The sequence below is a fragment of the Amaricoccus macauensis genome, assembly GCF_014201905.1.
Taxonomy (GTDB): Bacteria; Pseudomonadota; Alphaproteobacteria; order Rhodobacterales; family Rhodobacteraceae; genus Amaricoccus; species Amaricoccus macauensis.
Genome location: NZ_JACHFM010000001.1, coordinates 655,959 through 669,333, shown reverse-complemented (window position 1 = coordinate 669,333; position 13,375 = coordinate 655,959). Strand labels below are relative to the sequence as shown.

10 protein-coding genes are annotated in these 13,375 nt (G+C 69.7%); 7 read left to right on the top strand and 3 right to left on the bottom strand.

The features are described 5' to 3' along the window. The first annotated feature begins 2 nt into the window (after positions 1-2). The 6 genes from HNP73_RS03205 to ftsH all read left to right on the top strand — a co-directional run bounded on the left by HNP73_RS03205 (position 3) and on the right by ftsH (position 7,177). A complete protein-coding gene (locus tag HNP73_RS03205; RefSeq protein WP_184147039.1) occupies positions 3-1,151 on the top strand; it encodes a hypothetical protein in 1,149 nt (382 codons plus the stop codon). Next, on the top strand, positions 1,145-2,470 hold the full coding sequence (tolB, locus tag HNP73_RS03200; RefSeq protein ID WP_184147037.1) for a Tol-Pal system beta propeller repeat protein TolB: 1,326 nt from the start codon (positions 1,145-1,147) through the stop codon (positions 2,468-2,470). The genes HNP73_RS03205 and tolB overlap by 7 nt, the downstream gene beginning before the upstream one ends. Positions 2,471-2,515: 45 nt before the next feature. Further along, positions 2,516-3,073: a peptidoglycan-associated lipoprotein Pal gene (gene pal, locus HNP73_RS03195; RefSeq protein WP_184147035.1), complete on the top strand. Its 558-nt coding sequence runs from the start codon at positions 2,516-2,518 to the stop codon at positions 3,071-3,073. Between the two features lie 38 nt (positions 3,074-3,111). Next, positions 3,112-3,939 (top strand): tol-pal system protein YbgF, encoded by an 828-nt coding sequence (gene ybgF / locus HNP73_RS03190; protein ID WP_343063188.1) that lies wholly within the window; start codon positions 3,112-3,114, stop codon positions 3,937-3,939. Further along, the gene (tilS, locus tag HNP73_RS03185; protein ID WP_184147033.1) at positions 3,936-5,159 is read left to right on the top strand and encodes a tRNA lysidine(34) synthetase TilS; all 1,224 of its coding nucleotides are present in this window, start codon (positions 3,936-3,938) and stop codon (positions 5,157-5,159) included. The genes ybgF and tilS overlap by 4 nt, the downstream gene beginning before the upstream one ends. Positions 5,160-5,260: 101 nt before the next feature. Continuing rightward, positions 5,261-7,177 (top strand): ATP-dependent zinc metalloprotease FtsH, encoded by a 1,917-nt coding sequence (gene ftsH / locus HNP73_RS03180; RefSeq protein WP_184147031.1) that lies wholly within the window; start codon positions 5,261-5,263, stop codon positions 7,175-7,177. Positions 7,178-7,308: 131 nt separating this feature from the next. Here the strand turns inward: ftsH and HNP73_RS03175 are convergent, their stop codons facing one another. Beyond that, the gene (locus HNP73_RS03175) at positions 7,309-7,530 is read right to left on the bottom strand and encodes a hypothetical protein (RefSeq protein WP_184147029.1); all 222 of its coding nucleotides are present in this window, start codon (positions 7,528-7,530) and stop codon (positions 7,309-7,311) included. Between the two features lie 193 nt (positions 7,531-7,723). Between HNP73_RS03175 and HNP73_RS03170 the strand changes: the two genes are divergently transcribed. Continuing rightward, positions 7,724-9,559 carry an ABC transporter ATP-binding protein gene (locus HNP73_RS03170; protein ID WP_184147027.1) on the top strand — a complete coding sequence of 612 codons (1,836 nt, stop codon included), beginning with the start codon at positions 7,724-7,726 and terminating at the stop codon, positions 9,557-9,559. Between the two features lie 215 nt (positions 9,560-9,774). Here HNP73_RS03170 and HNP73_RS03165 read toward each other — a convergent pair whose 3' ends face one another. Both HNP73_RS03165 and secA read right to left on the bottom strand, forming a co-directional pair. Then, positions 9,775-10,353: an HD domain-containing protein gene (locus HNP73_RS03165; protein WP_184147025.1), complete on the bottom strand. Its 579-nt coding sequence runs from the start codon at positions 10,351-10,353 to the stop codon at positions 9,775-9,777. Between the two features lie 33 nt (positions 10,354-10,386). After that, positions 10,387-13,149 carry a preprotein translocase subunit SecA gene (secA, locus tag HNP73_RS03160; protein ID WP_184147023.1) on the bottom strand — a complete coding sequence of 921 codons (2,763 nt, stop codon included), beginning with the start codon at positions 13,147-13,149 and terminating at the stop codon, positions 10,387-10,389. Positions 13,150-13,375 lie beyond the last annotated feature (226 nt).

Genomic DNA, 13,375 nt, shown 5'->3' with positions numbered 1-13,375 from the left:
CTGTGGCCATGGCGATTGGCACCAAGGTTTCGGCGGCTGGGCATGGCGCGCTGATCCTCATTGCGATCTTCGGCCTGCCGTGGTTCGGCCCGGCCGATCGCGAACCCATTCCCGTGACGAGCGTGAGCTTCGTCTCTGAGGAGGCTTTCGAGAAGGCGGCGTCCGCACCGGCGGACGCGCCGCGCACTGACGAGGCGCCACCCGTCGTTCCCTCGCCGCGACCGGCCGCGCCGGAGCAACCGGCGGAGAGCGCGCCCGCGGAGGCGCCCGACATGGCGCCGGAGGAAGTGGCCACGGCCTCGCCGCCGCCCCCCGCGGCGCTGGAAACGCCCGCGACGCCCGAGCGGATCGTGCCGAAGGTCGTGACGCTGGCGCCGCCGACCGCCGCCGCGCCGCCGCGGGTGCGCCCGGCCCCGACCATCGCCCCGCAGCCGACGCCGGCACCGCCCGAGGAGGCGCGGCCGGCCGAGATGCCGAAGCCGGTGACGAAGCCCGAACCGGAGGTTACGACCGCGAAGGCCGAGCCGCCGGAAGCCTTGCCCGAGGCGTCGCCGGAGGCCGCGGAGCCTCCCGAGCCACCCGCACCCATTGCGATCGCCACCTCGTCGCGCCCGAAGTCGCGCCCCGAACGCGTCGCCGAGGCGAAGCCGGTGGCCGCGGCAAGGCCGACGCCCGAGCCTGCGAAGGAAGAGGACGATGGCGCCACCCAGGCGGCCGTCCTCGCCGCCGTGAAGGCGGCGGCGAAGAAGCCGGCGGCGACCCCGGCGGCGGCGCCCTCCCGGACTGCCGCGACTGACGGGGGCGGTCCGGCCGAGACCTCGCTGCCTGTCGGCCCGCCGCTCACCGGCTCGGAGAAGGAGGGGCTGAAGCTCGCGGTCCAGAAGTGCTGGAACGTGCCCGCGGGCCTTCGCGACGCGCAGAGCCTCAAGGTGACGGTGGGCGCGGAGTTCGCCGCCGACGGCGGCGTCATCAACGCCTCGATCCATCTGATCGAGCCGAGCCCCGCGCCCGACGCGCGCTTCCAGCAGGCCTACGAGGCGGCGCGGCGGGCGCTGATCCGCTGCGCGCCGTACTCGATGCCACGGGACAAGTACGCGCAGTGGCGCGATGTGGAAATCGTCTTCAACCCCGAGGGAATGGTGACATGGTAGATCGCCTGCGACGCAACCTTCTGATCGGCGTCCCGGCAGCCATGGCGCTTCGGCCATGGGCCGCGGTGGCCGCGCCCCTCAGGATCGAGATCACTGAGGGCGTGGTCGAGCCGATGCCGTTTGCGGCTCCGGCGTTCGTGCCCGACGGATCCGCGGCGGCGACCCTTGCCGGGCAGATCACCCAGGTGGTGATCGACGACCTGACCGGGACCGGCCTTTTCCGCGAGATCCCGGCGAACGCGCACATCGGGCGGATCTCGAATTTTGACGCGCCGGTGCAGTTCTCCGACTGGAAGGCGATCAACACGCAGGCGCTGATCACCGGCGCGGTCGGCGTCTCGGGCGACAAGGCGCAGGTGCGCTTCCGGCTCTGGGACGTCTTCGCCGAGCAGGGGCTGGGCGAGGGGTTGCAGTTCGGCGGCAGCACGGCGAACTGGCGCCGTCTCGCGCACAAGGTAGCCGACGCGGTCTATTCGCGCCTGACCGGCGAGGGCGGTTACTTCGACAGCCGCGTCGCGTTCATCGCCGCGAGCGGGCCGAAGGAGAACCGCCGCAAGCAACTCGCGATCATGGACTATGACGGGGCGAACGCCTCGACCCTGACCGACGGGTCGTCGCTGGTGCTGACGCCGCGGCTCTCGGCGGACGCGCGGCAGGTGCTCTACACGAGCTATGAGGCCGGCCCGCCGCGGGTGATGCTGCTGGCCGGCGGCGGCAAGCGGCGGGTGGTGATGCAGGACACCTCCGGCATGACCTACGCGCCGCGCTTCTCGCCGGACATGCGCAAGGCGGTCTATTCGAAGACTGTCGGCACCGGCGCCGACCTCTTCGTCGCCGACCTCGCGAGCGGCGCGGAAACCCAGCTCACCCGAAGCTCGTCGATCGACACTGCGCCGTGCTATTCGCCGGACGGCAACCAGATCGTCTTTGAGAGCGACCGCGGCGGATCGCAGCAGCTCTACATCATGCCGGCGTCCGGGGGCGAGGCAACGCGCATCAGTTTCGGGCAGGGGCGCTACGCGACGCCGGTCTGGTCGCCGCGCGGCGACATGATCGCCTTCACCAACATCGACGGATCGCGCTTCCACATCGGCGTGATGCGCACCGACGGCTCGGGCGAGAAGATCCTGACCGGCAGCTATCTCGACGAGGGGCCGAGCTGGTCGCCGAACGGCCGGGTGATCATGTTCTCGCGCGAGACTCCCGGCGCGACGGGCGGGCCGCAACTCTATTCGGTGGACATCACCGGGCGGAACCTGCGCAAGGTGCCAACCAACGGCTTCGCCTCCGACCCGTCGTGGTCGGGGCTCCTGAGCTGAATGCGAAGAATCCCGGGAATCCGGGCGGAATGAAGGGATAGTGAGATGACGATGGCGAAGGCGGCCCGGAACGCGGCCATTCTTCTGACCCTGGCGCTGGGCGCGGCCGCCTGTTCGCGCGGGGGCGAGGTGTCGGTGCCGACCGATCCGGGATTCAGCGGCACCGCCGGCACACTCGGTGGCGACCCGCTCGGCGGTGCCGGGGGCGCCTTCGGCGGCGCGGGCGGCCCGGCGAGCGCCTCCTTCTTGCCCGGCAGCCAGATCTCCGACCGGGTGTTCTTCACCGTCGATCAGGTGACGCTTAATCCGCAGGCCATCGCGGTCCTGAACGCGCAGATCGGCTGGCTCCGCGCCAACCCGTCGGCACCGATCCTGATCGAGGGCCACGCCGACGAACGCGGCACGACCGAGTACAACATGGCGCTCGGCTCGGCGCGCGCGAGTGCCGTGCGCAACTACATGGTGAGCCAGGGCATCCCGGACACCCGCCTGTCGATCATCACCTACGGCCGCGAACGGCCGGTCGCCACCTGCCCGGACGAAAGCTGCTGGTCGCAGAACCGCCGGGCCGTCACGGTTGTGACTGGCGGCGCGGGCGCGTAGTCGTTCGGGGAGACCTGAGGAGCGAAAGGAGCGGTGCCGTGAGGCTGGCGAGGATCATCGGTGCTGTCTTGCTCGCGGGCGCGCTGGCGCTGCCCGGGCACGCGGCGGAGAGTGTCGCCGACATCAGGGCGCAACTCACCGTGCTCAACGACCAGATCGGCCAACTTCGGGAGGAGCTGGTGCGGCGCGGCTCCGCCGGGGGCCTGCCATCGACGCCCGCCACGGCCCTCACCCGCCTCGATCAGCTCGAGGCGGAGCTGAAGCAGCTGACCGACCGTGTCGACGTGCTGACCAACGACATACAGCGGATCGTGGCGGACGCCTCGAACCGGGTCGGGGACATCGAGTTTCGCCTCACCGAGCTTGAAGGCGGCGATCCGGCGGCGGTGCCCCCGGGGCCGACGCCGCAACTCGGCGGCGGGCTGACCGGCCCGCGTCCGCGACCGGTCGCGCCGGAGCTTCCGGCCGACACCGGCACCATGGCCGTGGCCGAGCAGTCCGACTTTGATGCGGCGGTCGCGGCGGCCGACGGCGGCGACAACGCGAAGGCGGCCGCGCTCTTCGCGAGCTTCCTCGAGACCTATCCCGGTGGGCCGCTCACCACCGACGCGCAGTTTCGCCGGGGCGAGGCGCTGGCCGCGACCGGCGACTGGCGCGGCGCGGCGCGCAGCTATCTCGATGCGTTCTCCGGTGCGCCGCAGGACGAGAACGCCCCGCAGGCGCTCCTGAAGCTCGCGGTAAGCCTCGGCAAGCTCGGCCAGACCAGCGAGGCCTGCCTGACGCTCGCCGAAGTCGTCAACCGCTATCCCGATTCGGGCGCGGCCGCCGAGGTCGCCGCCGAGAGGCAGGCCCTCAACTGCCAGTGATCCCGGCCGACGCCGCGGCGGGCCTCGCGGCCCTGCCCCCCGACCGGCTGGCGGTCGCGGTCTCCGGCGGCAGTGATTCGACGGCGCTTCTCCTGCTGCTTCACGCCATCGGCCGCGCGCCGGTGGCGGTCACCGTCGATCACCGCCTGCGCCCGGCGAGCGCGGACGAGGCGGCGGCGGTCGCCGGGCTCTGCGCCGCGCGCGGCATCCCGCATGTGACGCTGGCATGGGAGGAGCCCGGCGGCTCCGGCAACCTGCAGGCCCGCGCCCGGCTTGCCCGGCGCCGGCTCATCGCCGGATGGGCGCGCGCGAAAGGCATTCGCGACGTTGCCCTCGGTCATACCCTCGACGATCAGGCGGAGACCGTGGTGTTGCGGCTGGCGCGCGGCTCCGGGGTTGACGGGCTCGCTGCCATGGCGCCCGTGGTGGAGGCCGAAAGCCTGCGCTGGCACCGGCCGCTTCTCGGTGTCCGGCGAGCGGCCTTGCGCGACTGGCTCGCGGCAGAAGGCGTGGGCTGGATCGACGATCCCTCGAACGACGACCAGCGCTTCGACCGCGTGCGCGCGCGGGCCGCGATGCCGGCGCTCGCGGCGCTCGGGCTCGGGCCGGAGCGGCTGGCGGCGACGGCGCGGAGCATGGCACGCGCCCGCGAAGCGCTGGAGCACGCCACGGGCGCGCTGGCGCGAGCCTGTCTTGCGGACGGCGGGGCGGGGGATCTGATCCTCGATCCGGCCATGCTTGCGGGCAAGCCCGAGGAGCTGCGTCTGCGGCTCCTCGCCTGGGCGCTGGGCTGGGTGTCGGGAGAGCCCTACCGGCCGCGGCTGGCCCGGCTCGAGGCGGCGCTCGCTGCCCTCGAGGCGGGCCGCGTCGGGCATGGACTGACGCTCCACGGCTGCGTGTTGCGCGAGCGTCGCGCCCGCATCGCGATCCGGCGTGAGCCGGCGCGCGCCGCCCCTGCCGTTCCGCTCGGGGCGGGATGCTGGGACCGGCGCTGGGAGTTCGTCGGACGACCGCCCGCGGGGGAGGGGCTCATGGTCGGCGCGCTCGGCTCCGGTGGCCTCGCCTGCCTCGGCGAGACCCCGTCGGGGCTCGCCCGCGAGGCACTTCTCACCACGCCCGCGATCTGGCGCGGCGGCGATCTCGTCGCGGCTCCGGTGGCCCGGCCGGTGGCGGACTTTGGCTTTCGGCGCATATCTGCAGGGGGGTCACCTCTTGCGTGAACGATCGCGCGTTGAATCCGCCTCCCGAAAGCTTATGTTAGGCAGAACGACCCGCGGGCCCGCGTGCCCGCCAAGTGTGGTCGATCCCTGGAGACGCCGAAGTGGGTAACACCAAGAATATCGCATTCTGGATCATCCTGTTCCTGTTGATGGTCGCGCTCTTCAACGTCTTCTCGAACGGCAGCCGCACCTCGATGGGGCGGGAGATCAGCTATTCGGACTTCCTGAACCGGGTGGAGGCGAACGAGGTCGCGTCCGTGCGCCTCGACGGCGAACGGGTGGCAATCACCGGCACGGACGGGACGCAGTTCCAGACGATCCAGCCGCGCGGCAATGACGTGATCCCTGACCTGCGCGAGCACAAGGTCGAGATCCAGGCCGCGCCGCAGGAGCAGTCGGGCTTCGTCTCCGCACTCGGCCTCTGGCTTCCGTTCCTGCTGCTCATCGGCGTCTGGATCTTCTTCATGAACCGGATGCAGGGCGGCGGACGTGGCGGCGCCATGGGTTTCGGCAAGTCGAAGGCCAAGCTCCTGACCGAGAAGTCGGGCAAGGTGACGTTCAACGACGTCGCGGGCATCGACGAGGCCAAGGAAGAGCTCGAGGAGATCGTCGAGTTCCTGCGCGACCCGCAGAAGTTCTCGCGTCTCGGCGGCAAGATCCCCAAGGGCGCGCTGCTCGTCGGACCTCCGGGTACCGGCAAGACGCTGCTGGCGCGCGCGATCGCGGGCGAGGCCGGCGTGCCGTTCTTCACGATCTCCGGTTCGGACTTCGTCGAGATGTTCGTGGGCGTCGGCGCCAGCCGGGTGCGCGACATGTTCGAGCAGGCCAAGAAGAACGCGCCTTGCATCGTCTTCATCGACGAGATCGACGCGGTCGGCCGGCACCGTGGCGCGGGCTACGGCGGCGGCAACGACGAGCGCGAGCAGACGCTGAACCAGCTTCTCGTGGAGATGGACGGCTTCGAGGCGAACGAGGGGGTGATCCTCATCGCCGCGACCAACCGCCCGGACGTCCTCGATCCTGCGCTTCTGCGCCCCGGCCGCTTCGACCGGCAGGTGCAGGTGACGAACCCCGACATCAAGGGGCGGGAAAAGATCCTCGCGGTGCATGCGCGGCGCGTGCCGCTCAGCGCCGACGTCGATCTGCGGGTCATCGCGCGTGGCACGCCGGGGTTCTCCGGCGCCGATCTGGCGAACCTCGTGAACGAGGCGGCCCTGACGGCGGCGCGGACCGGCAAGCGGTTCGTCACGATGATGGATTTCGAGAATGCCAAGGACAAGGTGATGATGGGCGCCGAGCGGCGGTCCATGGTCATGTCCGATGACGAGCGCAAGCTCACGGCGTTCCACGAGGCCGGTCACGCGGTCGTCGGGCTGAATGTCCCGCAGCACGATCCGATCCACAAGGCGACGATCATCCCGCGCGGCCGCGCCCTCGGTCTGGTGCTGAGCCTGCCGGAGCGTGACCAGCTGTCGGTGACGATGACGAAGTACAAGTCGATGATCGCCATGGCCATGGGCGGCAAGGTCGCTGAGGAACTGGTCTTCGGACCGGAGAACGTGACCTCCGGTGCGGCGTCGGACATCCAGCAGGTGAGCCGGATCGCGCGCGCCATGGTGACCAAGTTCGGCATGTCGCCGGCGCTCGGGAACATCGACTACGCCAACGAGCAGTTCAGCTATCTCGGCCCGCAGGGCGCCGCGGTGAACGCCGGACCCGATACCCAGGAAATGATCGACCAGGAAGTGCGCAAGCTGGTCGTCGAGGGCTACGAGACGGCCAAGCGGATCCTGACGGAGAAGCGCGACGATCTCGACCGGCTGGCGAACGGGCTCCTGGAGTACGAGACGCTGACCGGCAAGGAGATCACTCGGGTGATCCACGGCCAGCCGCTGAACCGTGGCGGTGATGACGACGACAAGGACGAGGGGCCGTCGGGCATCGCGGCAATCCCGAAGACCGGCAAGTCGGCCCGTCCGTCGCGCGATGACGGCCTCGAGCCCGAACCGGCAAGCTGATCGCGACCCCCCGGGCGGCGGCGGCGCGTCGACCGCCCGAGTGTGACGGCGTTCCTCCCGCGCCGCGCTGGCGGCGGGTGCGCCGGTTTCGCCGCCGCGGGTTGCGGCGACGGGAAGGCGGGGGGCGAGCGCTATTCGGATACGCCCGCCCGTTCGAGGATGCGCCGGATCCGCTCCATCACTTCGGCGAGGTGCTGAGGGGCGTCGAGCATGTCCCGCTGACCGAGCGACAGGATCATGTCATCCGCAGTCAGCCCGGCCCGACGCGCCAGTGCGGTCAGGACGGCTTCGTGGGCACGGGCCTGCAGGGAAAGAGCTTCGACGGCCTGTGCCAGTTGCTCGGTCTTGTCCATCAGTCCTCCAGGGTATGATCCTGCACAGTATCACAACCCAAGCGTGCGTCGACCGTGAACCACGTGGTTGGCAGAGGTTTGCCTTCGGCTGTTCGCCTCCTACCATAGGGGGATGAAAATCGCCCTCCAGCAAAGCCCGTCGGTGACCGCCGCGGCGCATACTGCCGTGGACCGGCGCTCAGGATTTGTCTGAATGATTCGCCGCCGGCTTCCCGATCTCATCGACCCGTTCGTCCCGGCCGAGGGGCCGCCGCCGGATCGTCTGTGGCGCTTCATGGCCTGGGTGTTGCGCGGGGCGCTGCCGGCGGTCTCGCTGTCGCTCATCGTTTCGATCGCGATCGGCATCACCGAAGTGGTCTCGGCGCAGCTCGTCGGCTGGCTGATCGATATTGCCCAGGCGCGGGGTGCTGCCGGGTTTCTCGCCGGTAACTGGCTGATCCTGCTGGCAATGGCTGGCTTCTTTCTGCTGCTGCGCCCGACGCTGCTCGGGCTCGGCGCGGCGCTGACCAGCCTGTCGCTCGGGCCGAACCTCTATCCGCTCGTCCTTGCCCGGCTGAACCGGCACACGCTCGGGCAGGCGCTGTCCTTCTTCGACGACGACTTCGCCGGCCGGATCGCCCAGAAACAACAGCAGACCGCCCGGGCGATCACCGATGCGGTGAGCGAGGCGGTGAACACCTTCGGCCTGGCGGTCACTGCCATTGTCGGGGCGATCGCCATCGTCGGCCACATGAACCTCTGGCTCGCCGCGGCCATGCTGGTCTGGCTCGCGGGCTACGTGCTGCTGATCCGGCACTACATGCCGCAGGTGCGCGCCCGCTCGACGGCGCGTGCCGCGGCCCGGGCGGTGGTGACCGGGCAGGTGGTCGACACGATCACCAACATCGCCACGGTCAAGCTCTTCAGCCACGGGTTGCACGAGGACGAAGCGGCGCTGCGCGCCCTCGAGGGCTATCGCGGCGCCACCGTCGCCTTTGGCCGGGTGAGCTCGGCCTTCCGGTTCTGGCTGATGGCGCTGGCCGGGGCCCTGCCGGTGGCGCTGATCGGCGGGGCGCTGGTGCTCTGGACGCGCGATCTCGCCACCGCCGGCGACATCGCGACCGCGGGCATCATTGCCACGCGTCTTGCCCAGATGTCGGGGTGGGTCTCCATGGCCGCCATGGGGATGTTTGCCAATGTCGGCGAGATCGAGGACGGGATCCGCACGCTCTCGCCGGCGCATACCATCACCGACGCGACGCAGCCGCAGACCCCTGCGCGGATCCGTGGCGCGGTCAGCTTCGAGAACGTGACCTTCGGCTACGGCCGGCCGGTGCCGGCGCTCGACGGCTTCACACTCGATGTGCGCCCGGGGGAGCGGGTGGCGCTGATCGGGCGGTCCGGTGTCGGCAAGAGCACCGCGGTGTCCCTGCTTCTCCGTCTCTACGACGTGGAGGCGGGCCGGATCATGCTCGACGACGTGGATATCCGCGAGATCCGACAGGACCTGCTCCGGGCGCAGATCGGCATGGTCCGACAGGAGACGGCGATGTTCAATCGCTCAGCCATGGAGAACATCCGCTATGGCCGGCCTGAGGCGAGCGACGAGGAGGTCTTTGCCGCCGCCCGGCGGGCCGAGGCGCACGAGTTCATCCTGACTTTGCGCGACTTCAAGGGTCGGGAGGGCTACTCGGCGCATCTCGGCGAACGGGGGGTGAAGCTCTCCGGCGGCCAGCGGCAGCGGGTGGCACTCGCCCGGGTGATCCTGAAGAACGCCCCGGTCCTCGTGCTCGACGAGGCGACGAGCGCGCTCGACTCCGAGGTGGAGGCGGCGATTCAGGAGACGCTCGAGACGGTGATGGAGGGCAAGACGGTGATCGCCATTGCCCACCGGCTCTCGACGATCGCCCGCATGGACCGGATCGTCGTGCTCGACGGCGGCCGGATCGTCGAGGAAGGCACGCATCAGTCGCTGCTTGCCCGCCGCGGGCTTTATGCCCGCTTCTGGGAGCACCAGTCGGGCGGGTTCATCGACGTGGCGGCGGAGTAGCGAGCGCCGCCCTCGGGGGGGCCGTGCCGGCCCCCACTCGGTCATCGCTTGGCGCTGCGCCGCCTTTGCGGCTTCGCTTCGGCGGAACGGGCTTGCGCCCGTGAGGGAAGGGATTTCTCCCCGCCTGTTGGCGGGGCCCCTCGCGACTGCCCGATAGGGTTTCTGCCAGTATGAAATCCGGGGGCGCGCGGGGAGAAGCTGGCCCGGGCGCGCGATCAGGGCCGGTCGTCACGCTTCGGGTTGGCGAGCCGCGCGGTTTCGGCGTCGACGGGGGCGCGCAGGGCGGCGAGCAGCGGATGGGCGTCGGTGTGGTCGCGGCCGTAGGCGAGGTTGAAGGCGTAGTCGAAATCCGGAGGGTTGGCACCCTGCGTGTGCTGGAGCACCGTCTCCAGCCGGTCGAGGCCCTTCGCGAGGCGGGCCTCGGGGGTCGCGACGGCGTTGTACTCGTCCCAGCGCGCCAGCAGGCGGATGCGGGTCGGCTCAGGCAGGGGCGCGATCAGGGCGAGCAGGTCACGGCGCTCGTCGGCGGTCTTGTCGTCTTGCTGCGCGGGCGCAGGGACGTCGCCCGAGATCGCTTCCCCGAGATCGTGGATGATCAGGCGCTCGATCAGCCGGCCGATGTCGATGCCCGGGAGCGCGTCCGCGAGGGTGAACGCCATCAGGCAAAGCCGCCAGCTGTGTTCGGCGGTGCTCTCGGGCCGGCCACCGCGGGTGTGGCCGCTCCGGAGCGTGTCCTTCAGGGCTTCAGTGGCGCGAAAGAACGCGAGGTAGCGCCCGGTGTCGGTGTCGACCATCTCGCTCCCCGGGAGTGGCCTCGGACCGGGCGGTCAGACCCGGCCGTGGCAGTGCTTGTACTTCTTGCCCGAGCCGCAGGGGCAGGGATCGTTGCGGCCGCTGGCGCCCCAGGTGCCCGGATCGGCCGGGTCGATGCCCGGGGCATAGGTCGGGGCCGCCGCGCCGCCCGCCATTTCCGGCACACGGTTCTGGACCGAGGCCTGAGCCGCTGCGAGGGCGCCCTGCTGCACGGTGGCCTGTGCCTCGGCCTGCGCCTGGGCGCGCGCCTGCATCTCGGCGATCATCGCCTGCTGCTCGTCCTGGGTCATCACCTGCACGTGGGCGAGGAGACGGGTCACCTCGGACCGCAGGCGGTTCAGGAGGCCCTCGAAGAGCTGGAAGCCCTCGGACTTGTACTCGTTCAGCGGGTCGCGCTGGGCGTAGCCGCGGAAGCCCACGACGCTGCGGAGGTGCTCCAGCGTGACGAGGTGCTCGCGCCAGTTCTGGTCGATGGTCTGGAGCAACACCTGCTTCTCGACGGCGCGCATGGTGGGCTCGCCGTAGCGGGCTTCCTTCTCGGCCATCAGGCGGTCGACGGCCTCGTTCGTCCGCTCGCGGATGTCGGTATCGTCGACACCTTCCTCGTCAGCCCATTCCCTGAAGGGCAGGTCGAGGCCGAAGATCTCGCGGCCCCGCGTCGTCAGGCCGTCGATGTCCCACTGGTCGGCGTAGGCGCGGGCCGGGACGTGCTCGGCGACGAGGTCGTCGACCACCTGACGGCGCATGTCGCCTGTCACCTCGGAGAGGTCCTGCGACTCCATGATCTCCCGGCGCTGGGCGAAGATCGCCTTGCGCTGGTCGTTCATCACGTCGTCGTATTTCAGCAGGTTCTTGCGGATCTCGAAGTTGCGGGCCTCGACCTTGCCCTGGGCCTTCTCCAGCGCCTTGTTCACCCACGGGTGGATGATCGCCTCGCCTTCCTTCATGCCGAGCTTGCTCAGCATGGAGTCGAGCCGGTCGGATCCGAAGATCCGCATGAGGTCGTCCTCGAGCGAGAGATAGAAGTTGGTCCGGCCCGGGTCGCCCTGCCGGCCCGAGCGGCCGCGGAGCTGGTTGTCGATGCGCCGACTCTCGTGGCGCTCGGTGGCGAGCACGTAGAGGCCGCCGGCGTCGAGCACCCTGGCCTTTTCGGCGGCGACCTCGGTCTCGATCCTTTCGCGGACCGCGGCGGGATCGGCCTGACGGCCTTCCTTCTCGGCGCGTTCGAGCTCGCTCACCACGCGCATGTCGACATTGCCGCCGAGCTGGATGTCGGTGCCGCGGCCGGCCATGTTGGTCGCGATCGTCACCGCCCCGGCCACGCCTGCCTCGGCGACGATGCCGGCCTCCTGCTCGTGGTAGCGCGCGTTCAGGACGTTGTGCGGCACTTTCGCCGCCTTCAGCATCTCCGAGAGCGCCTCGGACTTCTCGATCGACGTGGTGCCGACGAGGATCGGCTGTCCGGCCTCGTGGGCGCGCTTGATCTCGACGACGATGGCCTCGTACTTCTCGCGCGCGGTGCGGAAGACCTGGTCGTCGTTGTCCTTGCGGATCACCGGCTTGTTGGTCGGAACCTCGACGACGCCGAGCTTGTAGATCTCGAAGAACTCGTCCGCCTCGGTCGCCGCCGTGCCGGTCATTCCGCCGAGCTTGTCGTAGAGGCGGAAGTAGTTCTGGAACGTCACCGACGCGAGCGTCACGTTCTCGGGACGGATGCTGACGTTCTCCTTGGCCTCGATCGCCTGATGCAGACCGTCCGAGAGGCGGCGGCCCTGCATCATCCGGCCGGTGAACTCGTCGATGAGCATCACCTCGCCGTTCCTGACGATATAGTCCTTGTCGCGGTGGAAGAGCACATGGGCGCGCAGCGCCTGGTTCACGTGGTGGACGATGTTGGTGCTCTCGGGATCGTAGAGCGTGGTGTCGTGGGCGAGGTGGCCCATCTGCCGCAGCCGGACCTCGACGTATTCGTTGCCGGCCTCGGTCAGGGTCGTCGAGCGCTGCTTCTCGTCGAGATCGTAGTGTTCGGTCGTGAGCTCGGGGATGAGCTTGTCGATGGCGATGTAGAGCTCCGAGCGGTCCTGACTCGGGCCGGAGATGATGAGCGGCGTGCGCGCCTCGTCGATCAGGATCGAGTCGACCTCGTCGACGATCGCGAAGTAGTGATCGCGCTGCAGCACCTGCGCGAGGTCGGACTTCATGTTGTCGCGCAGGTAATCGAAGCCGAGCTCGTTGTTGGTGGCGTAGGTGATGTCGGAGTCGTATGCGACTTTCTTCTCAGACTCCTCCATTCCCGGAACCACCACACCCACCGTCAGGCCGAGGGCGTGGTAGACGAGGCTCATCCAGTCGGCGTCACGTTTCGCGAGGTAATCGTTCACCGTGACCACGTGGACGCCACGCCCGGTCAGCGCGTTCAGATAGACCGGCAGCGTCGCCATCAGGGTCTTGCCCTCGCCGGTCTTCATCTCCGCGATGTTGCCCTGATGCAGGAAAATTCCGCCCATGAGCTGCACGTCGAAGGGGCGCAGGCCAAGGGTGCGGCGAGCAGCTTCCCGAGCGTTTGCAAAGGCTTCCGGCAGGAGGCTGTCGAGGGATTCGCCCTTCGCCAGCCGCTCGCGGAACTCGGTGGTCTTGGCCTTCAGCCCCGCGTCGTCGAGCGCCCGGAAGTCAGGTTCGAGCGAGTTGATCTTCTCCACGATCGGGCGCGTCGCCTTCACCTTCCGGTCGTTCGGCGACCCGAACACCTTCTTCGCCAGCGTGCCAATGCCCATCATGCAGTGCGTGTCCTCGAATTCCGCGGCCGCCGGAACGATCGTCCCCGCCGCTTCACCAGCCCACCGATCTGTTATTGCGGGGGCGCTTGTTCATGCGGACCGAACCGTCTAAGCAACGCACGGCGCGAGCGGCCCGACCACAGCCGTCTGGGGATGTAAGCGGCTGCACTGCGCCTGTCAACGGCGCCCCACAGGCGGGCGCCACTTGCGAAAATTGCACGGGAAT

What these genes read in the sequence shown, in the direction of transcription:
- tolB (WP_184147037.1), top strand. Translation starts at nt 1,145, where the DNA reads ATGGTAGATCGCCTGCGACGCAACCTTCTGATCGGCGTCCCGGCAGCC.
- pal (WP_184147035.1), top strand. Translation starts at nt 2,516, where the DNA reads ATGACGATGGCGAAGGCGGCCCGGAACGCGGCCATTCTTCTGACCCTG.
- HNP73_RS03175 (WP_184147029.1), bottom strand. Translation starts at nt 7,530, where the DNA reads ATGGACAAGACCGAGCAACTGGCACAGGCCGTCGAAGCTCTTTCCCTG.
- HNP73_RS03170 (WP_184147027.1), top strand. Translation starts at nt 7,724, where the DNA reads ATGATTCGCCGCCGGCTTCCCGATCTCATCGACCCGTTCGTCCCGGCC.
- HNP73_RS03165 (WP_184147025.1), bottom strand. Translation starts at nt 10,353, where the DNA reads ATGGTCGACACCGACACCGGGCGCTACCTCGCGTTCTTTCGCGCCACT.
- secA (WP_184147023.1), bottom strand. Translation starts at nt 13,149, where the DNA reads ATGATGGGCATTGGCACGCTGGCGAAGAAGGTGTTCGGGTCGCCGAAC.